Origin of the sequence: Shewanella litoralis (assembly GCF_009828585.1) — a bacterium.
Lineage (GTDB): Bacteria > Pseudomonadota > Gammaproteobacteria > Enterobacterales > Shewanellaceae > Shewanella > Shewanella litoralis.
This window is the reverse complement of sequence record NZ_WSRZ01000007.1, coordinates 81,558-105,265: the sequence shown is the minus strand read 5'-3', so window position 1 is coordinate 105,265 and position 23,708 is coordinate 81,558. Positions and strand designations below refer to the sequence as shown.

The window sequence follows — 23,708 nt, the reverse complement described above, 5'->3', positions numbered from 1 at the left end:
GAAGCGTTAAATATTAAATTGTTAATTTATGTGTATTTGAATAAGTTTAGTTTCATGTATGTCTTGGCATCGATACAATATAAGCATCGTGGTTTGGTTTCTGTTTGTTACCAATGATTAACGTCAGGCATGTGTACTGACGACTCATAGTTAATGAGCTTGTGCTGTGTTAAGGAATAATAACAATGAATAAAACTTTATTGGCACTGTCTGTGTCACTATTATTAGCGACTCAGGGGTGTTCTGATAGCGCTAAAACTTCTGAGTCTGTCAATACATCTCCAGCTCCCGTAGCGGAAGCGATAGAACAAACCGCTTCCGAGCAATACTTAGCTATGGTTGATGCTTTTTTTAATGAGCAACTGAAACTAGAGCCTATTTACGCAACTTTTGTTGGGGTAAATGATTATAACGACCAATTTGGTGGGGCATTAACTGATCAATATTTAACACAACGCCACCAATTAAATAGCCGTTATTTTGATGAGGCGAAGTCAATCGATGTTGGCCAATTATCTCCAGCCCTGAAGCTCAGCTATGACATGTTTGTATATGATCGCAACATGGAGCTTATTGGTGAAACGTATCCAGAACGTTTTTTACCTATTAATCAGTTCTATAGTACCGTTTTTACCATGGTTCAATTGGGTACTGGTGAAAGTGCACAGCCTTTTAAAACCGTAGAAGATTATCAACATTGGATCTCTCGGTTACGGGGCTTTATTCAGTGGATTGAATTAGCCCAGCAACGTATGGATGAAGGTATTGCCAGTAAAGTGGTACTGCCTAAAGTACTTGTTGAACGAATCATTCCTCAATTGGATGCTCAATTAGTCGATTCGGCTCAAAATAGCCTATTTTATTCGCCAATCAATTTATTGCCTGATGGTTTTACTGCAGAGCAAAAAGCCAATCTTACACAACAATATACTACGGTTATCGACGCTGAGTTATTACCTGCCTTGAAAGGGTTACGTGATTATATTCAGCAAGTTTACTTACCTAAATCACGCGCATCTGACGGTTGGTGGGGATTACCAAATGGTAAAGATTGGTACCAACATCTTGCTAATAGCCATACCACAACCACACTCCCAGTAGATGAAATCCATCAAATTGGTTTGTCCGAAGTTGCCCGTATTTTATCTGAAATGGATAAAGTCAGAGAGCAAGTTGGCTTTAAAGGTGATTTGACGGCATTTTTTGCATCGTTATCTTCTGAACCGCAATATTTTTTTACCGATAGACAAGATCTGATTGATGGTTATATGACTATTAAAGATCAGATAAATGAAGTACTACCTCAGTACTTCGATGTCATGCCCAAAGCAGATTATATCGTTAAGCCCGTAGAAGCCTTTAGAGAAAAATCAGCTGCTGGGGCTTCATACGAGTCTCCTGCAGTAGATGGTTCTCGTCCAGGTATCTTCTATATTAATACGTATAATTTAAAAGCTCAGCCTAAATGGGGCATGACAACACTGTCGTTGCATGAAGCGGCGCCGGGACATCATTTTCAAATTGCGATTAAGCAAGAATTAACTGATGTTCCTCAGTTTCAACGTTTTCAAGGCTATACCGCTTTTGAAGAAGGTTGGGCTTTGTATGCCGAATATTTAGGTATTGAAATGGGTGTATTTAATGACCCGTATCAATATTTTGGTAAGCTTTCTGATGAAATGTTGCGTGCAATGCGTTTAGTGGTCGACACAGGTCTGCATGCTAAAGGGTGGAGCCGTGAGCAAGCTATTCAATACATGAAAGACAATTCACCAATGGCTGAGTCTGATATCGTTGCCGAAGTAGAGCGCTACATGGCAATACCCGGCCAAGCTTTGTCGTATAAAGTGGGTCAGTTAACCATTTTACGATTACGCGCTGATGCTGAAAAAGCCCTGGGTGATAAGTTTGATTTAAAAGGTTTCCACGATCAGTTATTAACGACAGGTTCGTTACCGATGGCTGTCATGGAAGATAAAATTGCAAATTGGATAAAAGCTGAGTTGGCTAAATAACTGTCTTAGGCAGTATGTCATCTTAGTGTCATTATGTTAGTGTTATTTTTTATTGAACATATTTTTTAGGAGCCCTTATATGGTACAAGCAACAGCAAGACATTTACTCGTTAGCACGCAAGAGCAATGCGAATCGTTAAAGCAACAAATTCAAGCCGGTGCTGACTTTGCCGATGTCGCTAAAGCAAACTCTTCTTGTCCTTCTGGTGCGCAAGGCGGCGACTTGGGGTCATTTGGCCCAGGTATGATGGTTAAAGAGTTTGATGAAGTGGTGTTCAGTGCGCCGTTAAACGTTGTACAAGGCCCTGTAAAAACTCAATTTGGCTATCACTTACTTGAAGTGACCAGTCGTGGTTAATGCGTAAAGCATTAATTGAGGAAATGGCAGCCTAGGCTGCCATTTTTTATGGATGTTTAACTATCAGAGCATACAGGTTAATTATGCAAACAATATTATATGCAGACAAGGTAGTGTTACGTCATTTAGCCTTGGCAGACTGGGATGATTTTCTATCACTGCATCTAGATAGTTCAGTACAACAATATATTCGCCCTGTAGACAGTGAAGACAATATTAAAATAACTTTTGCTCAGCGCATTGAGCCTTGGTCATTCGAGTCTGGTGAATGGCTATCCTTAGTCATTGAGCGTCTTGATACCCACCAATTCGTAGGTTTAATGGGTTTTAGGTGTGATGATTTATTGCTAAAACGCGCAGAAGTAGGGTATTTAATTGCACCATCTCAACAAGGTTTGGGGTTTGCCACCGAAAGCTTACGCGCTGTTATTGATTGGGGAGCTTTACAATATAACATGCATAAATTTTTTGGCATTTGTGCCAGTGAAAACCTGGCGTCACGTAAAGTGCTCGAAAACGTCGGCTTTCTACAAGAGGGCACGTTAAGACAAAATACCTGCATCAACCAGCAATGGTTTGACGATTGTTACTTCGGTTTATTAACTTCGCAACGCGTGTAACTTTTTAGTTAACACATTTCAAAAAATAAAAATATTTGCTCTATGGACTGTATTCTATTGGGCATTTGTCACATAATACGTAATACAAGTGAAAACTATTCTCGTTAGCAGGTAAAACTTTGATCTAGATTTGAGTTTCACTGGCTAAGCTCAGATAAAATTTCAGACGTTAATAATGTTGTTGAAGGTATATGTTACATGAAGCTGAGTGAACTAAAAGCAGGTGACCGCGCCATTATCTCTGAAATCGGTCAATTAACGTTACCGCAAACCGTAAAGCGTAAGTTGTTATCAATGGGCATAACACCCAATACGCAGTTTTCTTTTATTCGCCGAGCACCGATGGGATCTGGGGTTGAATTAGATTTACGTGGCAGTAAATTATGTATGCGTTGCGATTTAGCCGATATCATTGAGGTAGTAATAACTAATGACTAAACAATTCCATTGCGTCACGGTAGGTAATCCAAACGCGGGTAAGTCGACCCTTTTTAATGCGCTAACTGGCGCCAATCAACAAGTGGGTAACTGGTCTGGCGTCACAGTCGAAAAGAAAACCGGTAAATTTAATTATTCTGGTGTTGAAATATCTCTCACCGATTTACCCGGCATCTATGATTTATTGCCAGCCGGCAACAGTTGTGATTGTTCTTTAGACGAACAAATTGCTCAAAACTACTTAGCCACTCAACAAGTTGATGCCATTATTAACCTGGTTGATGCCACAAACGTAGAGCGTCATCTTTACCTGACTACTCAGTTGCGTGAGCTGGGTATTCCAATTATTGTTGTGATTAATAAAATTGATGCAGCAAAAAAGTTGGGCATCAATATTAACGTTGCAGATATGTCCAGCCGTTTAGGTTGCCCTGTTATTGCCATCAGTTCTCGTAATCAAGCTGATGTTGAGCAATTACAATCAGACGTATTGACCTTATTAAACAGCAACGAGGCAACAATACCTTTAGTCTTGCAATATTCTGACGATATTGAAGCCAGTATTAATGCGTTACAGAGCCAAAATGATAGCCAAGACCTCCCAACGCTTAGTCGTGGCCAAGCTTTATCTATATTAGCTAACTGTCATGGTAATGCCTGCGGTACCAGTGAAGTGCAGCTACATGAAACCGTACAGCAATGTGCTCAACGTGCAGAGCAAAATGGTGAAGATATTGAGATTATGATCGCGACCACGCGATATGATTTTGTACAAAAAGTATTTGAATCTTCAGTTAATCAAGGAAAGCACGTCAGTGCTTCTGATCGATTAGACAAAGTGGTGCTACACCCGGTATTGGGTATTCCTGTGTTCCTGTTCGTTATGTACTTAATGTTTTTATTCAGCATTAACGTGGGTAACTCATTTATTGATTTCTTTGATATCACTGCAGGGGCAATTTTTGTCGATCACTTTGGTGCGTTATTAACATCAATGGGCTCACCTGACTGGTTAGTGACCATTTTAGCTGGCGGGGTTGGTCAAGGTATCCAAACTGTTGCGACGTTTATTCCGGTAGTCGCGGCGTTATTTTTAGCATTATCGGTGTTAGAAGCGTCTGGTTACATGGCCCGAGCGGCATTTGTGGTCGACGGTTTAATGCGTCGCATCGGTTTACCTGGTAAAGCTTTCGTACCTATGATTGTCGGCTTTGGTTGTTCAGTACCGGCTATTATGGCAACCAGAACCCTAGGCAGTGAACGTGAACGCATCGTGACAGGCATGATGGCCCCGTTTATGTCTTGTAGTGCTCGTTTGCCCGTGTATGCGCTATTTGCGGCAGCGTTTTTCCCGCAATCAGGTCAAAACTTAGTGTTCCTTCTGTATATCATTGGTATTTTTGCTGCAATTGGCACTGGGTTACTATTACGTAAAACAGTATTGCCAGGTACAAGCAGCGCAGTGGTGATGGAACTTCCAAGTTATGAAATGCCTAAAACCAAAGCGGTGTTTTCTCGCACCACAAAGCGTACCAAAAGCTTTATTATGGGCGCAGGCAAAACCATTATTATTGTTGTTACCTTGCTTAACTTTGTTAATGCAATTGGTACAGATGGCTCCTTTGGCCATGAAGACAGTAAAGAATCACTATTGAGTGTTGCCAGCCAACAGGTTACGCCTTTATTTGCACCAATGGGCATTGAACAGGATAACTGGGCTGCAACGGTGGGGATCATTACCGGTATATTTGCCAAAGAAGCAGTGGTGGGCACATTAAACAGTTTGTATAGCACCACTGATGGTGATGAAGAAGAAATGCTGTCTATATGGGATAGCGTTAAAGTTGGTCTAGCCACAATCCCTACAAATTTATTGGGTATTGAGCCAGATGATCCATTATCTATTGCGATAGCGAGTATTACTGACTTAGATGAAGCCGCTGCAGAGCTGTCTGTTGATACCTCAACCTTTAGCGCGTTACAGAGTGGCTTTAAGAGCCAGTTAGCCGCTTTTTCATATCTATTGTTTATATTGCTTTATACACCGTGTGTGGCTGCAATGGGTGCATTAGTCAATGAGTTTGGCGCTAAGTGGGCTCGATTTGCAGCAATTTGGACTTTTTCTCTAGCATACGGTTCTGCCACGGTGATTTATCAAGGTGCGACGTTCAGTCAGCATCCTTTACAGTCGGCTAGTTGGATTGGCTTTTTTGCGGTGGCATTAGTTGCTTTTTACATGTGGTTAAGTAAAAAAGGCAGACAGGCTCAACAGATTATTCCTGGGATCCGTATTGTTACCGAATAACCCTTGTTGATCTGAACGACTCTTCTAAAACCCAGCATTGCTGGGTTTTTGTTTATATTTGCTAATAGAGTGAGTTTGTTTGAGGCTATTTGGCATTTTTTGTTTATCTAACTAACTTTTTCGATACTAGTAGTTGTAACTACTCAAGATCTGTAGGATCATCTGTTTTTTATTCATATTGCCATTGTGTGCCAAGAGGAATTCCATGAGTCATGTGGACACCGAAGTACGTCCTAGTAACTTCATTCGTAATATCATAGACGAAGACCTAAGTAGCGGTAAGCACAGCCAAGTTCATACTCGTTTCCCGCCAGAACCTAACGGCTTTTTGCATATTGGACACGCTAAGTCTATTTGCTTAAATTTTGGTATTGCAAAAGATTACCAAGGTCAATGTAACTTACGATTTGACGATACTAACCCTGAAAAAGAAGACATCAACTATGTTAAGTCTATTCAGGAAGATGTGCGTTGGTTAGGTTTTCAATGGTCTGGCGATATTCGTTATTCATCAAATTATTTTGACCAACTGCATCAGTATGCCGTAGAGCTCATCACTAAAGGCCTGGCTTATGTTTGTTTTCTTACTGGCGAGCAAACACGTGAGTACCGCGGCACATTAAAAGAGCCGGGTAAAAATAGCCCATACCGTGACACTAGCCCTGAAGAAAACCTAGCACTGTTTGAAAAAATGCGTAAAGGTGACTTCAAAGAGGGTGAATGTGCACTTCGTGCCAAGATTGATATGGCGTCACCCTTTATGTGTATGCGTGATCCGGTGATATACCGTATTCGTTTTGCACATCATCACCAAACCGGTGATAAGTGGTGTATCTACCCGATGTATGATTTCACCCATTGTATTTCGGATGCGATCGAAAATATTACTCATTCAATTTGTACACTAGAGTTTCAAGACAACCGTCGCTTATACGACTGGGTGTTAGATCATTTAGACGATTTTCAAGCGCCTAATCGTACTCGTCAATATGAATTTTCTCGTTTGAATCTTGAATACACATTGATGTCAAAGCGTAAATTAAATGATTTGGTTACGCGTCAATTGGTCGACGGCTGGGATGATCCACGTATGCCAACCATCGCAGGTTTACGTCGTCGCGGTTATACGCCTGCTTCTATCCGTGAATTTTGCCAGCGTATTGGTGTCACTAAACAAGAAAACTTGATTGAAGTCGGCATGTTAGATGCGTGTATTCGTGAAGAATTAAACGAGCATGCACCTCGTGCAATGGCTGTGTTAAGACCTGTTAAAGTTGTCATAGAAAATTACCCTAATGCACAACCTGAACAAATTATCGCGCCAGCCCACCCAAATAATGAAGCTATGGGCACACGTGAGCTGTTTTTTGGCCGCGAGTTATTTATTGATGTTGAAGACTTCAAAGAAGAAGCCAATAAACACTTTAAACGTCTTGTATTAGGAAAAGAAGTTCGTTTACGCAATGCTTACATCATTAAAGCTGAACGCTGTGATAAAGATGCAGACGGTAATGTAACGACAGTTTACTGTACGTATGATGCAGATACCCTAGGTAAAAACCCTGCTGATGGACGTAAAGTGAAAGGTGTTATTCATTGGGTTGAAGCCAGCACAGCGAAACCCGCTGAGTTTCGTCTTTATGACCGTTTATTTACTAATGAAAACCCTGCTGCATTTGAAACCGTAGATGAAGTGATTAACCCACAGTCTTTAGTGATTGTTAATGGTTTAGTTGAGCCAAGTCTTGTGAGTGCTGAAGCTGAAAAAGCTTACCAATTTGAACGTGAAGGTTATTTCTGTGCAGACAATAAAGATTCAAGCGCTGAACACTTAGTCTTTAATTTAACCGTGCCACTGCGGGATACTTTCTCTTAGTGTTTACTGTTAAATAACCCAATAAAAAAGGCGCTCAAAGCGCCTTTTTTATTGTACTAAAAGCTACTGTAACATTGGACCAAAGCCTACGCTCCATAAAATAACACTGCTAGCCATCAGTGCAACTAACAACACCAATCCTGCCGTGACTACTGAGCTTGCGTAAATAAAGCCTTTTTCTTCAGGAATATTCATAATAATGGGTACCCCGGCGTACAGTAGATAGACCGAGTATGCTAATCCAATTAAGCCCACCACCATAATAAACCAAAGCACGGGATACAAAGCTGATAACCCCACCATGAACAGTGGTGTCGCGGTATACGCCGCAAGCTCTAACGCTTGGGTGTAAGTTGGATCTGCATCGAATGTCCTACCCATCCAAAATGCTAGATAAGCTAATGCCAGCACGCCAACGATTAAACCAAAGTACATGCCAATAGACATAAACATCGCGCTTTTAGGTGTTAAAAATAGCGGTTCACCAGCGCCAGGGTGCCAGCCAATGTGTGCAGTGGCAAAATATGAACATACCGCAGGAATTAACGCGATGAGTAAAACATGACTTAAGCTACTTTTCAGTGCTTCGTGATTTTTTTCAATTGTTTGCCACTCTTGTTTTGGATGAGTGTAAAGCCCCATTAAGTGATTTAGTACCATTATAGTTATCCTTGTTTAGCATTTTCGACCTAGCTCGCCAAACAACAGACGAGCTGACTGCAGCTCATTATCAATCGCCTTAATCAGCTCACTACACTTCGCAAAAACCGGATAAAAGCTAAACATAAAAACTGTCTACTGTCTTTTACAAAGCTATCACCTCATCCCAACTAGAGGTTCTCTTTAAGGAGATTGAACACATTGGTTAACGGCGACATTAATTAAAGTGTTAATGTTTGGTTAAATTCTCAATGCTTAGTCTATTTATTAAACATAAATAGACTTTCGTCAAGTTGTATTACGATTTCAGCTTCAGAAAAGATCATCAAAACGGTAAAATGAAATTCAACGTTTAACTCGGATCCAGACTTTCATGCAGCAACTCCTCGTGCCAATTAATCAGTTTTTAGGCTGTGAAACGCCAGACAGCTGGATATCGCTTGCTAAACGACCCGAGCAATTAACAGCCTTACTGATTGATCATTGCAACTGTGAGCTTAAAGCGGCACAAACGGCCATGATGATGATCCGAAAATATGCTATTGATAAACACAGTGCCCAAGTATTAGTAACCTGGGCAAAGCCTTATGAAGACTTTGTATACAGCCAAGGTCGTGATGTCGATGCATTTTTAAATCGTGATATTAAAAAAAATGACATCACTAGTGAGTTAGTGGCAAATACGACCATGAAAAACAGTGCCGATTTAATGATAAAAATGGTGCGCTTAATCAAAGAAGAGTTTCATCATTTTGAACAAGTGCTGCAAATCATGACCGCCAGAGGCATTGATTACAGTAACATTCGTGCAGGCACATACGCAAAACAGCTTATTAGCCATGTTCGTACTCATGAACCGTTAAAAATTGTCGATAAATTAATTGTTGGCGCTTTTATTGAGGCAAGATCGTGTGAACGCTTTGCTAAGCTGGCACCGCATTTAGATGATGAGCTGGCGAAGTTCTATGTGTCTTTATTGCGCTCAGAAGCACGACATTTTCAAGACTACTTGGTATTAGCGCAAGACATTGCCGGTAAAGATATCAGTGAGCGAATTGCCTATTTTAGAGCACAAGAAGCAGCATTGATTTTATCTGAAGATAGCGAATTTCGATTTCACAGTGGCGTTCCTGTATCTCACTTAATCCCAGTGTGACTCACACAGGGATTAAGGTGTGAAGGGCCTTTTTTGCAACTCACAACCTTGCGAGCTTACGGATAAGACGCTGCCTTGTGTATACCAATCTCCAACAACCACACGTTGTTTATTGTGGGGTAATTGATGAATGTCAGGCCTGTGAGTATGACCGTGTATCATTCGCTGACAGTTGGTTTCGGCTAAGAGTGCATCGACAGCGCTAGGTTCAACATCCATGATTTCGTAATGCTTTTGTTGATTACCTTTGATGCTTTTTTGACGAATTTTGGCGGCGATATTTAAGCGTGTTTGTTTTGGCAAAATATTGGCATAAATCCATCGAACGAGCGCGATGCTGCGAAAACGTCTAAAGCGTTGGTAAGCTTCATCAAGCGTACAAAGACTATCACCATGAAGAATAACGGTACGCGTGCCATATAGGTCAATACAATACACTTCGGGCAGTATTTGCATACCGGCCTGTTTGCAAAATGCACGTCCAACCATAAAGTCACGATTACCATGTATAAAATAGACCGGCATTAAATCTGAAACGGACTTTATTGCTTGAGCGATATCTTGAGAAAATGGCTCAGCAATATCATCACCCATCCACACTTCAAACAAATCGCCAATAATATACAGCGCCTCGGCATCTTTTAAACCGTGAGTTAAAAAGTCTAAGAAAGCCTGAGTAATATCAGGGCGATCAGCACTTAAGTGCAAATCGCCCACAAAGACAGTGCGCTTCAAAATTACGCTTTTACGCTAACGTTGTTTATCACAACGGCTTCTAAAGGCACATCTTGATGCATACCACGGTTACCTGTGGCTACCGCTTTAATTTTTTCAACTACATCTAAACCTTCAACAACTTCACCAAACACACAGTAACCCCAGCCTTGGCTTGTTTCTGATTTAAAATCCAGGAAAGTGTTGTCGTTGATGTTAATGAAAAATTGCGCTGTAGCAGAATGTGGATCTGAAGTACGCGCCATTGCGACAGTGCCTTTGCGGTTTGATAATCCATTGCTAGCTTCGTTTTTCACGGTTTCATTACAACGTTTTTGGCCCATGTCTTCGGTAAAGCCACCGCCTTGTATCATGAAACCATCGATAACACGGTGGAAAATGGTGTTGTCATAAAAACCTTCTTCAACATACTTCATGAAGTTAGCTACCGTTAACGGAGCTTTTTCTGCATCAAGTTGTAAAGTAATGTCGCCGTAATTTGTGTGTAAAGTAACCATTAATATTCACCTAGAAAAAATAATTTGCGCGATTCTAACTTATCTTGGTTGCAGCATAAAGTGCAGTGTTCAAAACCAGTGACAACATGGTAGACTCACGGCTAGCATTTACCATAATAAATTAGTGTAAAAGAGAACTTTTGATGTTGAAAATTTACAATAGTATCAGTCGTGAAAAACAAGAATTTAAACCAATAAACCCTGGCAAAATTGGCATGTACGTCTGTGGCGTGACAATTTATGATTTGTGTCATATTGGTCACGGGCGTACTTTTGTATCGTTTGACATGATAGTCCGTTATTTACGTTACATTGGTTATGAGGTTAATTTTCAGCGAAATATTACCGATGTTGACGACAAAATCATTAAGCGTGCCGCTGAAAATAATGAATCCTGTGATGCATTAACAGAGCGTTTAACGGTAGAAATGCACCGCGACTTTGATGCATTAAACATGTTACGCCCAGATTTTGAGCCTCGTGCAACCTTGCACATGCCAGAAATTATCGACATGGTGCAATTACTTCTCGACCGTGGTCATGCTTACGTTGCGCCTGATGGTGATGTGTTGTTTAGCGTGGCATCTTACAAAGACTATGGCCGTTTATCGGGCCAGAATCTTGACCAGTTGCAAGCTGGCGCTCGAGTTGAAGTAGACCAAAGCAAGCAAAACCCAATGGATTTTGTATTGTGGAAAATGTCTAAGCCGGGTGAACCAACATGGGAATCGCCGTGGGGACCTGGACGTCCTGGTTGGCACATCGAATGTTCTGCAATGAACAGTAAACATTTGGGTGTGCATTTTGATATTCATGGTGGTGGCAGCGATTTACAATTCCCGCACCATGAAAACGAAATTGCGCAGTCTTGCTGTGCCCACGATACGCCATACGTCAACTATTGGATGCACTCAGGCATGGTGATGGTTGACCGTGAAAAGATGTCTAAGTCATTAGGTAACTTCTTCACTATTCGTGATGTGCTTGAGCATTATGATCCTGAAACCGTGCGTTACTTTTTATTATCAGGCCACTACCGTAGTCAGCTAAATTATTCAGAAGATAATTTAAAACAAGCTCGTGCGGCACTAGAGCGATTATATACGGCGCTTAAAGATTTAGATTTAACCGTTGCCCCAGCAAATGCAGAGCAATATGTGGCTAAGTTTAAGCACGCGATGGATGATGATTTTAATACACCAGAAGCATACTCAGTGCTATTTGATATGGTTAGAGAAATCAACCGTCTTAAATTGACTGATATGGCAGCTGCATCAGCCTTAGGCGTAAGTCTTAAGCAATTAACCGATGTACTAGGTTTGATTAGCCAAACGCCAGAAGCATTTTTTAAAGGTGAGGGGACTGATGATGAAGTGGCTGAAATTGAAGCTTTAATTGTTGAACGTAACCGTGCCCGTACTGAAAAAGATTGGCCAGCAGCTGACGTTGCACGTGATCGCTTGAACGAGCTTGGTGTTGTGTTAGAAGATGGCCCAAGTGGCACAACATGGCGTAAAAAATAGTTAGATATTGTATTAAACAAAAAGCCTGCAAAAATTGCAGGCTTTTTAATATCCCACCGCCGCTAATGTCGGTGTATTCACACGCTCAGTTAGCTGTGATATTGCTCGCAAGCATAAAGTGTATTTTCTAAAAGGCTGGCAATGGTCATTGGGCCAACACCGCCAGGTACCGGCGTAATGAAGGCCGCTTTTTCAACCGCAACTTCAAATTCCACATCACCGACTAGCGAGCCATCGTCTAGACGATTGATACCGACATCAATCACAATTGCCCCCGGCTTAATCCAATCGCCAGGAATAAAACCTGGCTTACCCACGGCAACCACTAATAAATCCGCCTGGCGAACTTTTTGCTCTAAGTTTTTAGTAAAACGATGACAGGTGGTCGTGGTGCAACCTGCTAACAAAAGCTCTAACGTCATCGGGCGGCCAACAATATTCGAAGCGCCAACAACAGTTGCATCTAATCCATAAGTATCGATACCTGTCGATTTGATTAACGTCATAATGCCCATGGGGGTGCACGAGCGCAGCACAGGTATACGCTGGGCTAAACGGCCCACGTTGTAAGGATGAAAGCCATCAACGTCTTTGTCAGGTCGAATTCGTTCAATCACTTTAGAGTCGTCAATATGGTCGGGCAGGGGCAGTTGCACTAAAATACCGTCAATGTGAGGGTTGTTGTTGCATTGATCAATTAACGCTAATAACTCGGCTTCAGAAGTGCTTGTGTCAAGATCAAATGATTGCGATTCAAAACCGACTTCTTCACAGGCTCGGCGTTTACTGCCTACATACACCTGCGATGCTGCGTCGCTACCCACTAAAATAACAGCCAGTCCGGGCACTCTTTGGCCCGCGTCTTTGCGCGCAGCGACTTTTTGTTTAAGCGTGTTGCGAATGGATTGTGCAATGGCTTTACCGTCAATAAGTTGAGCAGTCATGGCTGTAGTGTTTCCTTTGAATGGCGCGGCTTGAGGCAGATGAATAAATCGGTGGGTATTCTATCAGGCGATTAAAAGAGTGTCATTTGCTAGACAGGGAAATACAGTGAATAAACTATTCGCGCTATGATGCTAATCACTTCTTTTGCTGTTAAATTCAACATATAGACAATTAGCTTAAAAAAATCGTTGACGATAACATAGTGACTCGTTAAGATGCGCTCCGTTCTCGAGACAACGTGGTTGTAGCTCATTGCTGCTTTATGTTGAGAATAGATTAATTCGGTGATTAGCGCAGCCCGGTAGCGCATCTCGTTTGGGACGAGAGGGTCAGAGGTTCGAATCCTCTATCACCGACCAAATTCAGTTATTTGTTTATGTGTTAACTAAACAAATAATCAAACAAGTGTTAAGCTTGTTTAGCCAGACAGGAAACAGCAAATTGCTGTACCATGCGCCCGTAGCTCAGTTGGATAGAGCACCCGCCTTCTAAGCGGGTGGTCGCAGGTTCGAGCCCTGCCGGGCGTACCATTTCAGTGGTGATTGTAGCTCAGTTGGTAGAGTCCCGGATTGTGATTCCGGTTGTCGTGGGTTCGAGCCCCATCAGTCACCCCATTTTTATTTGATTAACTCAAACTCGTGTTTAATAACTCACCGTGTTAGTTGATACCTAATCAAAGCCTTCAGTCAAACCAATCGCTGGCAACACAATAAAATCAATTCGCACATTAAACGTGCAAACACATCAAAAATGGCTAAAAGTCAGTCCTTTTATCGGCTAAATCGACCTTTTCAGGCTCGACTATGCTAAAAACGGTGGCTATAATGTCGCGTCTTGATAAATATCAAAAATAAGCTACCTGAACCAACAGCGTTTTCAGCATCATAATATCGCTGTGCTGGTGGCCTTAGCTAAACACACGGTCAAGAAACGAATATCGAATAGTTGAGTTGTCGACTATTACAAAGAACGTTAGACATATTTCGAGGTAAAACAATGCAAGTTTCTGTTGAAACAACTCAAGGCCTAGAGCGTCGCCTAACTATTTCTGTACCTGCTGAGCAAATCGAGAAATTGGTTAAAGACAATGTACTTCGCGAAGCAAAGCGTGCACGTCTTCCTGGTTTCCGTCCTGGTAAAGTACCTGTAACTGAAATCAACAAGCGCTATGGTAAAGCCATTCGCCAAGACATCACTGGTGAAGTGATGCAACGCAACTTTATCGAAGCAATCGTAGCTGAAAAATTAAATCCAGCAGGTGCACCAGTATTTACTCCTGGTACCACTGACGGTGACACTTTCCAGTTTGTTGCTACATTCGAAATCTATCCAGAAGTTGCATTAACAGGTTTAGATACAATTGCCGTTGAACAGCCTAAAGCTGAAGTAAACGATGCAGACGTTGACACCATGATTGAAACGCTACGTAAGCAACATGCTACCTATGCTGCTGTTGAGCGTGATGCTGCTGATGGCGACAAAGTTAAAATGAACTTTGTAGGGTCTATCGATGGTGAAGAATTTGAAGGCGGCAAAGCTGACGATTTCGAACTACAAATTGGTTCAAACCGTATGATCCCAGGTTTTGAAACAGGCGTTGTTGGCCATAAAGCCGGTGACGAATTCGAAATCGAAGTCTCTTTCCCAGAAGACTACCATGCTGAAAACTTAAAAGGTAAAGCGGCTAAATTCGCAATTACCTTAACTGAAGTTCAAGGCGCAAGCTTGCCAGAAGTGAATGACGAATTTGCGTCATTATTTGGCATTGCAGATGGCGGCTTAGAAGCGCTTAAGGCTGAAATCCGTAAAAACATGACTCGCGAGCTAGAGCAAGCGCTTAAAGCTAACGTTAAAGAGCAAGTGATTACAGGTTTATTAGCGGCTAACGACATCGTTATCCCTAAAGCATTAGTTGATGGCGAGGTTAACGTATTACGTCAGCAAGCTATGCAACGTTTTGGTGGTCAAACTGAAAATATGCCTGAGCTTCCAGCTGAATTATTCACTGAGCAAGCTGAGCGTCGTGTGAAGATTGGTTTGCTATTAGGCGAAGTCATCAAAACAAACGAGCTTAAAGCTGAAGACGATCGCGTTAATGCATTGATCGAATCTATGGCTTCTGCGTATGAAGATCCATCTGAAGTTGTAGCTTACTACAACTCAAACAAAGAACTCATGCAAAACATGCGCAACGTAGCGCTTGAAGAACAAGCTGTTGAAGCCCTACTAAAATCAGCTAAAGTAACGACTAAAGACGTCGCTTTTGAAGAATTTATGAACAAGGCTACAGGCAGAGCGTAAGCTAAGCTTGACTTAACAAGGCGTTCGCCATTTATAATGGCTCGTATGAGGTTCCTCATGCGGGCCATTTTTATTTTAGGGAAATGAATAATGCATAAAGCACCAGAATCAGTACTCAATGCGCTTGTACCTATGGTTGTTGAACAAACAGCAAAAGGTGAACGCTCTTACGATATTTACTCTCGTCTATTAAAAGAGCGTGTTATTTTTTTAGTTGGCCAGGTTGAAGAACATATGGCTAACCTCATTGTTGCTCAGTTATTGTTCCTTGAGTCAGAAAGCCCAGATAAAGATATTTACCTCTATATCAATTCACCAGGTGGTTCAGTTACTGCGGGCATGGCAATTTATGACACCATGCAGTTTATTAAGCCAAACGTCAGTACAGTGTGCATGGGCCAGGCTGCAAGCATGGGTGCATTTTTACTTGCCGGTGGTACTAAAGGTAAACGTCATTGTTTACCTAACTCACGCGTAATGATCCATCAGCCATTAGGCGGTTTCCAAGGCCAGGCGTCAGATATTGCTATCCACGCACAGGAAATCCTGGGTATTAAGAATAAGTTAAACCAAATGCTAGCCGATCACACAGGCCAACCGCTTGAAGTGATAGAGCGTGATACCGATCGTGACAATTTTATGAGTGCTCCACAAGCGGTTGAATATGGTCTAGTGGATTCGGTATTAACAACTCGTAGTTAATACAGGCTGATTTTTTATTGTGACTGGGTTATTCTTCATTCTAGTGAATGAATAATCCAGATGCACAGCCAGTAAGCATATCGAACAAGCAGAGCTCAGATGTAAGGTCTAGGCTGCAACCAGAGGTAGAATAATGGGCGATAACAAAAATAACGGTGACAGCGGCAAACTGCTGTACTGCTCTTTTTGCGGAAAAAGTCAGCATGAAGTGAGAAAGCTCATTGCTGGCCCATCGGTATACGTGTGCGATGAATGTGTTGATTTATGCAACGACATCATCCGTGAAGAAATCAAAGAGATTTCTCCAAAGCGCGATGAAGACAAGTTACCGACACCACATGAGTTACGCGAGCATCTTGATGATTATGTCATCGGTCAAGACAAAGCAAAAAAAGTGTTGGCGGTTGCGGTTTATAACCACTACAAGCGGTTACGTAATGGTTCCGTTAAAGGTGGTGTTGAGCTAGGTAAAAGTAATATTTTACTTATTGGTCCAACCGGTAGCGGTAAAACCTTATTAGCAGAAACGCTAGCCCGTTCACTCAATGTTCCTTTTGCAATGGCTGATGCCACCACGCTAACCGAAGCCGGTTATGTGGGGGAGGATGTTGAAAACATCATTCAAAAGCTACTGCAAAAATGCGACTACGATGTTGAAAAAGCTGAGCGTGGCATTGTTTATATCGATGAAATTGACAAAATTAGCCGTAAGTCTGACAACCCTTCAATCACCCGTGACGTATCGGGCGAAGGTGTTCAGCAAGCATTGCTTAAGCTCATTGAAGGTACTGTTGCTTCTGTTCCGCCACAAGGCGGTCGTAAACACCCACAACAAGAGTTTTTGCAGGTAGATACCTCAAAGATTCTGTTTATTTGTGGTGGTGCATTCGCAGGACTTGAAAAAGTCATTGAGCAACGAGCACACACAGGTACTGGCATTGGTTTTGGTGCAGAAGTGAAAGGCGAAGCCGACAAAGCGACTATTTCACAGATTTTAGGCCAAGTTGAACCAGGCGATTTAATTAAATTTGGTTTAATACCTGAATTTATTGGTCGTTTACCGGTTGTCGCTACGCTAACTGAGTTAGATGAAGCTGCACTAGTACAGATTTTATCTGAGCCTAAAAATGCATTGACCAAGCAATATGGTGCGTTATTTGAAATGGAAAACGTGGAACTTGAATTTCGCGAAGATGCATTACTCGCCATTGCCAATAAAGCCATGTCTCGTAAAACCGGTGCGCGTGGATTACGTTCAATTGTTGAAGGCATCTTGCTAGACACTATGTACGACATTCCATCTACTGATGGCGTGATTAAAGCGGTTATTGATGAGTCTGTGGTAAAAGGCGAGTCAGCACCAATCTTAATTTACGAAAACACCGAGACTCAGGCCGCTTCTGGCGAACAATAATTACCCTGATAGTCAGTAAATTGAAAAATAAGGAGTCCATTGGGCTCCTTTTTTCGTATTGACCATTGAAACTGACAACATCACCCCAATATACTCAGTATTAAGTCTATTTCATTAAACGGAATCGAGCCATGACCCAAGAGCGTGAAGCGCATATCGAACTCCCCGTATTACCACTGCGAGATGTGGTGGTTTATCCGCATATGGTAATTCCGCTATTCGTAGGACGGGAAAAATCTATTCGTTGCCTAGAATCGGCAATGGAACAAGACAAACAAATTTTACTGGTTGCTCAGCGAGATGCTGATTTAGATGAGCCCACAAAAGACGATATTTTTGATATCGGTACCGTGGCCTCTATTTTACAGTTGCTTAAATTGCCTGACGGCACCGTAAAGGTGTTAGTAGAAGGTGGTCAGCGCGCTAAAATTACTCGCTACACCCAAGAAGAAGAATTCTTTGCCGCCACAGCCCAATACCTTGAATCGCAAGCATTAAGCGACAAGGAAGAAGAAGTGCTGGTTCGCAGTGCTATCGGTCAGTTTGAAGGCTACATCAAGCTCAATAAGAAAATCCCACCTGAGGTTCTTACTTCATTATCGGGTATTGATGAAGCCGCGCGTTTGGCCGATACCATGGCCGCGCACATGCCGTTAAAGCTTGAAGACAAGCAATCGGTATTAGAAATGATCAACGTTGGCGAACGTCTTGAATATTTAATGGCGATGATGGAATCGGAAATCGACTTATTGCAAGTTGAAAAACGTATCCGTACCCGCGTTAAAAAGCAGATGGAAAAAAGTCAGCGCGAATACTATTTGAATGAGCAAATGAAAGCCATTCAAAAAGAATTAGGCGACATTGACGAAAGCCACGACGAATTTGAAGTATTGGCGCGTAAAATTGAAGAAGCTGGCATGCCAAGTGATGCCAAAGAAAAAGCCAGTGCTGAACTCAATAAATTGAAAATGATGTCACCGATGTCAGCAGAAGCGACCGTGGTTCGCAGCTATGTTGATTGGATGACGTCAGTGCCTTGGAAGCAACGCTCTAAAATTAAGCGTGACTTAGCCAAAGCACAAGAAGTGCTCGACATGGACCATCATGGTCTTGAAAAAGTCAAAGAGCGTATTCTTGAGTATCTAGCGGTACAAAGCCGAGTGAAACAACTTAAAGGTCCAATTTTGTGCTTAGTTGGTCCTCCAGGTGTCGGTAAAACCTCACTAGGCCAATCCATTGCGAAAGCGACAGGTCGTAAATATGTGCGCGTAGCATTAGGCGGCGTTCGCGATGAAGCAGAAATTCGCGGTCATCGCCGAACTTATATTGGTTCTATGCCAGGTAAAGTCATTCAAAAAATGGCTAAAGTGGGCGTTAAAAACCCATTATTCTTACTTGATGAAATCGACAAGATGAGTTCTGACATGCGTGGCGATCCATCGTCGGCATTATTAGAAGTACTTGATCCTGAGCAAAATGCGACCTTTAACGACCATTACTTAGAAGTCGACTATGACTTGTCTGATGTGATGTTCGTGGCAACGTCTAACTCAATGGATATTCCAGGTCCGTTACTTGACCGTATGGAAGTTATTCGTTTAGCGGGTTATACCGAAGATGAAAAGCTCAATATTGCTAAGCAACATTTATTGCCAAAACAAGTTGAGCGTAATGGCCTGAAAGCCAAAGAAATTAAGGTTGATGACAGCGCCATATTAGGGATTATTCGCTATTACACCCGTGAAGCCGGTGTGCGTTCTTTAGAGCGCGAATTGTCTAAAATATGCCGTAAAGTCGTTAAGCAAATTTTGTTAGACAAAACCGTTAAAGTGGTTGAAGTTAATCAAGATAACCTTAAGTCTTTCTTAGGCGTGCAACGTTTTGACTTTGGTAAAGCGGAATCAAGCAACCAAATTGGCCAGGTAACTGGTCTTGCCTGGACTCAAGTTGGCGGTGATTTATTAACAATCGAAGCCACCTCTGTTGCTGGTAAAGGTAAGCTAACCTATACCGGTTCGCTTGGCGATGTCATGAAAGAGTCGATTCAAGCGGCGATGACGGTTGTGCGTGCTCGCGCTGAAAACCTTGGTATTAACGGCGACTTTTATGAAAAACGTGATATTCATGTGCACGTACCTGAAGGCGCGACACCAAAAGATGGTCCTTCAGCGGGCGCGGCAATGTGTACTGCGTTAGTTTCTAGCTTAACCGGCAATCCAGTGCGCAGTGATGTGGCCATGACAGGTGAAATAACCTTGCGTGGTGAAGTGCTACCGATTGGTGGATTAAAAGAAAAGTTACTGGCAGCACATCGCGGTGGGATCAAACACGTGTTGATTCCTAAAGAAAATGAGCGAGATCTGGAAGAAATTCCAGCAAATGTGATTGCTGATTTAACTATTCATCCTGTGCGTTGGGTTGATGAAGTCTTGAAACTGGCGCTTGAGCGACCAGTAGAAGGCTTTGAAGTGGTTAAAAAATAGCTTATCAGTTAAAAAATTGCTGTAGAGCATAAAAAAAATGAAAAAAGGGGCTTAACAAAACGCTGACCTGTGGTAGCCTAGGTCTGTGGAGAGTCAGACGCACCAAGCCCTTGGGGCATCTGACTTTGAGCTGTATCCAATTTTATTTTTTTGGTTTTCATACTAGGTTTGATGTGTTATCAAACTTATTACAATAAAGCCTCCGCAGACCGCTCTAAACACGGATTTGGTTGCGGCGCGACAATAACATTCAAGGGGATGACATGAACAAATCTGAACTAATCGAGAAAATCGCATCTGGTGCTGATATTTCTAAAGCTGCTGCTGGCCGCGCACTAGACTCATTTATCGCTGCGGTAACTGAAGGTCTTAAAGAAGGCGATAAGATTTCTCTAGTTGGTTTTGGTACATTTGAAGTACGTCAACGTGCTGAACGTACTGGCCGTAACCCACAAACGGGTAAAGAAATTAAAATTGCTGCTGCGAACATTCCTGCGTTCAAAGCTGGCAAAGCGCTAAAAGACGCTGTTAACTAAATCGTTAGCAACGTAGCCTTTGTAAGGCATTCGTAATACAAGCACTGCTTAGGCGGTGCTTTTTACGAAAAGCAATATTGTTATGTATAACATAATGAATATTGGGAGTATTGGGTCATACCCGTGGTAGCGTCTGATAACTCCATATAATTTACATTAAGGCGCATCCACAAGGTGATGCGCCTTTTTATTTTATTAATCGCAACAAGCGAGAATTCAGATGTTAGAAAAAATCCGTGAAGGATCACAAGGGGTTGTTGCTAAAACAATTCTAGTGCTTGTGATACTTTCTTTTGCTTTTGCCGGTGTCAGCAGCTATTTAGGCTCTAACACAGGTGTACCTGCCGCGATCGTTAATGGTGAAGAAGTTAGCGCTAGCGAGTTGGAAAATGCTTTCCAAAATGAGCGCTCACGTATTGAGCAACAGCTAGGCGAAATGTTTAATGCATTAGCCGCTGATGACAACTACATGAATGGCATTAAGCAAGGCGTGCTAGACCGTTTAGTAGCAGATAAGTTGATTGATCAGGCTGCTAGTAAATTAGGTTTACGTGTGTCTGATGAGCAAATCAAGAAAGCCATCATCGAAGAGCCTGCATTCCAAACAGATGGTAAATTTGATAATGACCGTTACTTAGCGGTATTACGTCAACTGGGCTATCAAACCACCAGTTTTAGAAACATGATGCGCGTTGATATGACACGTCGTCAATTATTAAACGCATTAGTGGGCAGTGAGTTTGTGCTTGATGGTGAAGCTAAACAGCTTGCCCAAGTTCAAGGTCAAACTCGTGATATTCGTTATTTAGTGGTTGATTCTACGCCTTTCTTATCAACGGCTACCGTGTCTGACGAAGAAGCTCAAAGCTATTACGATGCTAACCTCGCTCAGTTTATGAGCCCAGAGCAAGTCAGTCTAGAATATGTTGAGCTTAACGCCGCTGATATGGCTAAAAACAGCGCAACGACCGATGAAGAAGTCAAAGCATATTACGACGAGCATCAATCGCAATACCAAACGCCTGAAAAACGCTTAGCTGCGCACATATTTGTTGCTGCTACTGACGATGAAAGTGCCGATAAAGCCAAAGCTGAGGCGATTGCAGCTAAGCTTAATAATGGTGAAGATTTTGCAGAAGTTGCTAAAACCGACTCAGACGATCAATTAAGTGCAGAGCAAGGCGGTCAATTAGATTGGTTTGAACAAGGCGTGATGGATCCTGCATTTGATGAAGCATTATTTGCGCTACAACAAGACCAGATATCGCCAGTGGTTAAGAGTGAGTTTGGTTACCACATCATTAAGTTACTTGACCTGCAAGCAAGCCAAGCCACAGCATTTGCTGATATAAAAGCCAAGATTGTTGCACAGCTGCAAGAAAAGAAAGCACTTGATGTGTTTTATGGCTTACAAAGCAAGCTTGCTGATACGAGCTATGAAATTCCTGACACGTTAAGTGAAACTGCGCAAGCTGTTGGCGGTAAAGTGCAAACTACTGCGTTATTTTCGCGTGACAATGTCCCAGCACAATTTAACAATCCTGAGTTTATTAAAGCGGCTTTCTCTGACCAGGTATTAGCCAGCGGCATGAACAGTGATGTGATTGAATTAGCGCCGAACCATGTGATTGTTATTCGTATGAAACAACACACTATGGCAGGCACTATGCCATTTGCAGATGTTAAATCTGGAATTAGCGACCGCTTAAAGCAAGATAAAGCCAATGAAACCGCTCGTGAAAAAGCAGCCGAATTTATGGCTCAGTTAAAAGCAGGTAACGACACGCTAGACGGTGCAACATTAACCGCATTGCCTAACTTAGGCCGTTTTAATCAAGATATCGATCAAGCGATTACCGATAAAGCCTTTAAGATTGCCGCTCCAGCAGCAAACAGTGTCACGATTGATACTGCTGCGTTAGCAACGGGTTATGCGGTTATTGTGGTTGATAAAGTGAATGAAGCTCAAGGGATTAATGACAACTTAATTAACACCCTTAAGCAACGTTTAGCGCCACAGTATAGCGAAGCCGATTACCGTGCAGTGATTGCTACACTAAAAGCTGATGCTGAAATTGAGTATCCAGTAGCTGAATAATTAAATGACAATAAATTGCGTTAATCATCTTAGCGTCAATTCGATTTAGTCAGTTAAATTAGTGAAGTAAAAAAGACCTAGGCATACTGTCTAGGTCTTTTTATTTTAGGCCATTAAGGAAAACAAGTGAGCCATAAACTCGATCAAGCATTTGAAAAAGCACTCGCCTATATCGACTCTAATATTGCAGCGCCACTGAATATTGATACCCTGGCAACGATTGCTGAACTGCCAGCGTGTCATTTTCAGCACTTGTTTTACTCGCTCTACCGTTTGTCGATTGAGGAATACGTCGAGTTACTTAAAAGTTTGCAGGCGGCCCATCAATTGGGGTTTGGTGAACAAATTTCACTTGAGGCTATCGCGACAAATTTAGGTTATAACAATGAAGCTGATTTTGTTGACTCGTTCACCCATAGTATTGGTCAAAGCCCACAGTCATTCAGGCAAGCGCCGGATTGGAACAATTTCTTTTCCAAACAACAACCGCTTAAATCGTTTCAGTCACCTGAAGATGGAATGCTCACTGCTGATGTTGAGATAGTGTCAATGGATACCTTAACGCTGGCTAGCGTTACGCACAATGGCCCTGCCAAGGCAATGCCTAAGACGATCGAGCGTTTTATTCGATGGCGTCAACAGTACGCAGTAGGATCTGGCGTTGGTCGAACCTTTAATCTGGTACACAGTCTGCCACAAGCACAGCCATATCATATGGATATTGGTGTATCACTTGATGAAGCAACGCAATCCAGGTTAGCTTCTACGGGCTTAATACAAGAGGGTATTGAAACCTACATTATTGTTGCAGGTCGTTATGCAAAATTATCGGTAACAACCGATAAGCAAAATAGTGATATCAATGCAGTGTTGCATGCTGGAGTTGATTACCTTTACCGTATTTGGTTAAACCAACATCAATATTTAGTGCGCAATAGCCCATTAATGTTTGAGCGGCACAATGTTGGCCAAGTCGCTGAGCAGGGCTTCGAGCTGCATCAATCGGTCGATATCTATTTACCTTTGCAATAGCTTTCGCGTTTTTA

At 42.1% G+C, this 23,708-nt stretch carries 19 protein-coding genes and 3 tRNA genes; 18 read left to right on the top strand and 4 right to left on the bottom strand.

Annotation, left to right across the window (positions count from 1 at the left end; translation table 11 throughout):
* The first annotated feature begins 185 nt into the window (after nt 1-185).
* From GQA99_RS07965 to glnS, 6 genes are all read left to right on the top strand, one after another.
* The gene (locus GQA99_RS07965; RefSeq protein ID WP_160053367.1) at nt 186-2,015 is read left to right on the top strand and encodes a DUF885 domain-containing protein; all 1,830 of its coding nucleotides are present in this window, start codon (nt 186-188) and stop codon (nt 2,013-2,015) included.
* Between the two features lie 79 nt (nt 2,016-2,094).
* On the top strand, nt 2,095-2,373 hold the full coding sequence (locus GQA99_RS07960) for a peptidylprolyl isomerase (protein ID WP_160053366.1): 279 nt from the start codon (nt 2,095-2,097) through the stop codon (nt 2,371-2,373).
* An 83-nt stretch (nt 2,374-2,456) separates the two neighbouring features.
* Nucleotides 2,457-2,993, top strand: coding sequence for a GNAT family N-acetyltransferase (locus GQA99_RS07955; RefSeq protein WP_160053365.1), 537 nt, complete (start codon nt 2,457-2,459; stop codon nt 2,991-2,993).
* 198 nt (nt 2,994-3,191) lie between these two features.
* On the top strand, nt 3,192-3,431 hold the full coding sequence (locus tag GQA99_RS07950) for a FeoA family protein (protein ID WP_160053364.1): 240 nt from the start codon (nt 3,192-3,194) through the stop codon (nt 3,429-3,431).
* Nucleotides 3,424-5,736: a Fe(2+) transporter permease subunit FeoB gene (gene feoB / locus GQA99_RS07945; RefSeq protein WP_160053363.1), complete on the top strand. Its 2,313-nt coding sequence runs from the start codon at nt 3,424-3,426 to the stop codon at nt 5,734-5,736. Before GQA99_RS07950 ends, feoB begins: the two co-directional genes overlap by 8 nt.
* Nucleotides 5,737-5,941: 205 nt before the next feature.
* On the top strand, nt 5,942-7,612 hold the full coding sequence (gene glnS / locus GQA99_RS07940; RefSeq protein WP_160053362.1) for a glutamine--tRNA ligase: 1,671 nt from the start codon (nt 5,942-5,944) through the stop codon (nt 7,610-7,612).
* A 63-nt stretch (nt 7,613-7,675) separates the two neighbouring features.
* On the opposite strand, the gene GQA99_RS07935 is transcribed toward glnS, so the two are convergent.
* Nucleotides 7,676-8,272, bottom strand: coding sequence for a Yip1 family protein (locus tag GQA99_RS07935; RefSeq protein ID WP_160053361.1), 597 nt, complete (start codon nt 8,270-8,272; stop codon nt 7,676-7,678).
* Nucleotides 8,273-8,645: 373 nt separating this feature from the next.
* Between GQA99_RS07935 and miaE the strand changes: the two genes are divergently transcribed.
* Nucleotides 8,646-9,428, top strand: a complete 783-nt coding sequence (gene miaE, locus GQA99_RS07930; protein WP_160053360.1) for a tRNA isopentenyl-2-thiomethyl-A-37 hydroxylase MiaE — start codon at nt 8,646-8,648, stop codon at nt 9,426-9,428.
* Between the two features lie 12 nt (nt 9,429-9,440).
* Here miaE and GQA99_RS07925 read toward each other — a convergent pair whose 3' ends face one another.
* The gene (locus tag GQA99_RS07925; protein ID WP_160053359.1) at nt 9,441-10,163 is read right to left on the bottom strand and encodes a UDP-2,3-diacylglucosamine diphosphatase; all 723 of its coding nucleotides are present in this window, start codon (nt 10,161-10,163) and stop codon (nt 9,441-9,443) included.
* Nucleotides 10,164-10,165: 2 nt separating this feature from the next.
* Entirely contained in the window at nt 10,166-10,660 is a 495-nt protein-coding gene (locus tag GQA99_RS07920; protein WP_160053358.1) for a peptidylprolyl isomerase, read from the bottom strand.
* Between the two features lie 143 nt (nt 10,661-10,803).
* Between GQA99_RS07920 and cysS the strand changes: the two genes are divergently transcribed.
* The gene (cysS, locus tag GQA99_RS07915; protein WP_160053357.1) at nt 10,804-12,183 is read left to right on the top strand and encodes a cysteine--tRNA ligase; all 1,380 of its coding nucleotides are present in this window, start codon (nt 10,804-10,806) and stop codon (nt 12,181-12,183) included.
* Nucleotides 12,184-12,272: 89 nt separating this feature from the next.
* Here cysS and folD read toward each other — a convergent pair whose 3' ends face one another.
* Nucleotides 12,273-13,127 (bottom strand): bifunctional methylenetetrahydrofolate dehydrogenase/methenyltetrahydrofolate cyclohydrolase FolD, encoded by an 855-nt coding sequence (folD, locus tag GQA99_RS07910; protein ID WP_160053356.1) that lies wholly within the window; start codon nt 13,125-13,127, stop codon nt 12,273-12,275.
* Between the two features lie 283 nt (nt 13,128-13,410).
* On the opposite strand from folD, the gene GQA99_RS07905 reads away from it, so the two are divergent.
* From GQA99_RS07905 to GQA99_RS07860, 10 genes are all read left to right on the top strand, one after another.
* Nucleotides 13,411-13,487: transfer RNA gene (locus GQA99_RS07905), tRNA-Pro, on the top strand.
* A 94-nt stretch (nt 13,488-13,581) separates the two neighbouring features.
* Nucleotides 13,582-13,658, top strand: a tRNA-Arg gene (locus tag GQA99_RS07900).
* An 8-nt stretch (nt 13,659-13,666) separates the two neighbouring features.
* Nucleotides 13,667-13,742, top strand: a tRNA-His gene (locus GQA99_RS07895).
* A 382-nt stretch (nt 13,743-14,124) separates the two neighbouring features.
* Entirely contained in the window at nt 14,125-15,429 is a 1,305-nt protein-coding gene (gene tig, locus GQA99_RS07890; RefSeq protein ID WP_160053355.1) for a trigger factor, read from the top strand.
* Nucleotides 15,430-15,519: 90 nt separating this feature from the next.
* Complete coding sequence (clpP, locus tag GQA99_RS07885) at nt 15,520-16,131, top strand: ATP-dependent Clp endopeptidase proteolytic subunit ClpP (protein WP_160053354.1); 612 nt, start codon at nt 15,520-15,522, stop codon at nt 16,129-16,131.
* Nucleotides 16,132-16,264: 133 nt separating this feature from the next.
* Complete coding sequence (gene clpX, locus GQA99_RS07880; protein ID WP_160053353.1) at nt 16,265-17,545, top strand: ATP-dependent protease ATP-binding subunit ClpX; 1,281 nt, start codon at nt 16,265-16,267, stop codon at nt 17,543-17,545.
* Between the two features lie 131 nt (nt 17,546-17,676).
* Nucleotides 17,677-20,028 carry an endopeptidase La gene (lon, locus tag GQA99_RS07875; RefSeq protein WP_160053352.1) on the top strand — a complete coding sequence of 784 codons (2,352 nt, stop codon included), beginning with the start codon at nt 17,677-17,679 and terminating at the stop codon, nt 20,026-20,028.
* 263 nt (nt 20,029-20,291) lie between these two features.
* Nucleotides 20,292-20,564: a nucleoid-associated protein HU-beta gene (hupB, locus tag GQA99_RS07870; protein WP_160053351.1), complete on the top strand. Its 273-nt coding sequence runs from the start codon at nt 20,292-20,294 to the stop codon at nt 20,562-20,564.
* A 220-nt stretch (nt 20,565-20,784) separates the two neighbouring features.
* Entirely contained in the window at nt 20,785-22,662 is a 1,878-nt protein-coding gene (locus tag GQA99_RS07865; protein WP_160053350.1) for a SurA N-terminal domain-containing protein, read from the top strand.
* A 126-nt stretch (nt 22,663-22,788) separates the two neighbouring features.
* Nucleotides 22,789-23,694, top strand: coding sequence for an AraC family transcriptional regulator (locus tag GQA99_RS07860; protein WP_160053349.1), 906 nt, complete (start codon nt 22,789-22,791; stop codon nt 23,692-23,694).
* Nucleotides 23,695-23,708 lie beyond the last annotated feature (14 nt).

Bases quoted from the DNA above. Each gene is read 5' to 3' on its own strand.
- GQA99_RS07965 (WP_160053367.1), top strand. From the start codon at position 186: ATGAATAAAACTTTATTGGCACTGTCTGTGTCACTATTATTAGCGACT.
- GQA99_RS07960 (WP_160053366.1), top strand. From the start codon at position 2,095: ATGGTACAAGCAACAGCAAGACATTTACTCGTTAGCACGCAAGAGCAA.
- GQA99_RS07955 (WP_160053365.1), top strand. From the start codon at position 2,457: ATGCAAACAATATTATATGCAGACAAGGTAGTGTTACGTCATTTAGCC.
- GQA99_RS07950 (WP_160053364.1), top strand. From the start codon at position 3,192: ATGAAGCTGAGTGAACTAAAAGCAGGTGACCGCGCCATTATCTCTGAA.
- feoB (WP_160053363.1), top strand. From the start codon at position 3,424: ATGACTAAACAATTCCATTGCGTCACGGTAGGTAATCCAAACGCGGGT.
- glnS (WP_160053362.1), top strand. From the start codon at position 5,942: ATGAGTCATGTGGACACCGAAGTACGTCCTAGTAACTTCATTCGTAAT.
- GQA99_RS07935 (WP_160053361.1), bottom strand. From the start codon at position 8,272: ATGGTACTAAATCACTTAATGGGGCTTTACACTCATCCAAAACAAGAG.
- miaE (WP_160053360.1), top strand. From the start codon at position 8,646: ATGCAGCAACTCCTCGTGCCAATTAATCAGTTTTTAGGCTGTGAAACG.
- GQA99_RS07920 (WP_160053358.1), bottom strand. From the start codon at position 10,660: ATGGTTACTTTACACACAAATTACGGCGACATTACTTTACAACTTGAT.
- cysS (WP_160053357.1), top strand. From the start codon at position 10,804: ATGTTGAAAATTTACAATAGTATCAGTCGTGAAAAACAAGAATTTAAA.
- folD (WP_160053356.1), bottom strand. From the start codon at position 13,127: ATGACTGCTCAACTTATTGACGGTAAAGCCATTGCACAATCCATTCGC.
- tig (WP_160053355.1), top strand. From the start codon at position 14,125: ATGCAAGTTTCTGTTGAAACAACTCAAGGCCTAGAGCGTCGCCTAACT.
- clpP (WP_160053354.1), top strand. From the start codon at position 15,520: ATGCATAAAGCACCAGAATCAGTACTCAATGCGCTTGTACCTATGGTT.
- clpX (WP_160053353.1), top strand. From the start codon at position 16,265: ATGGGCGATAACAAAAATAACGGTGACAGCGGCAAACTGCTGTACTGC.
- lon (WP_160053352.1), top strand. From the start codon at position 17,677: ATGACCCAAGAGCGTGAAGCGCATATCGAACTCCCCGTATTACCACTG.
- hupB (WP_160053351.1), top strand. From the start codon at position 20,292: ATGAACAAATCTGAACTAATCGAGAAAATCGCATCTGGTGCTGATATT.
- GQA99_RS07865 (WP_160053350.1), top strand. From the start codon at position 20,785: ATGTTAGAAAAAATCCGTGAAGGATCACAAGGGGTTGTTGCTAAAACA.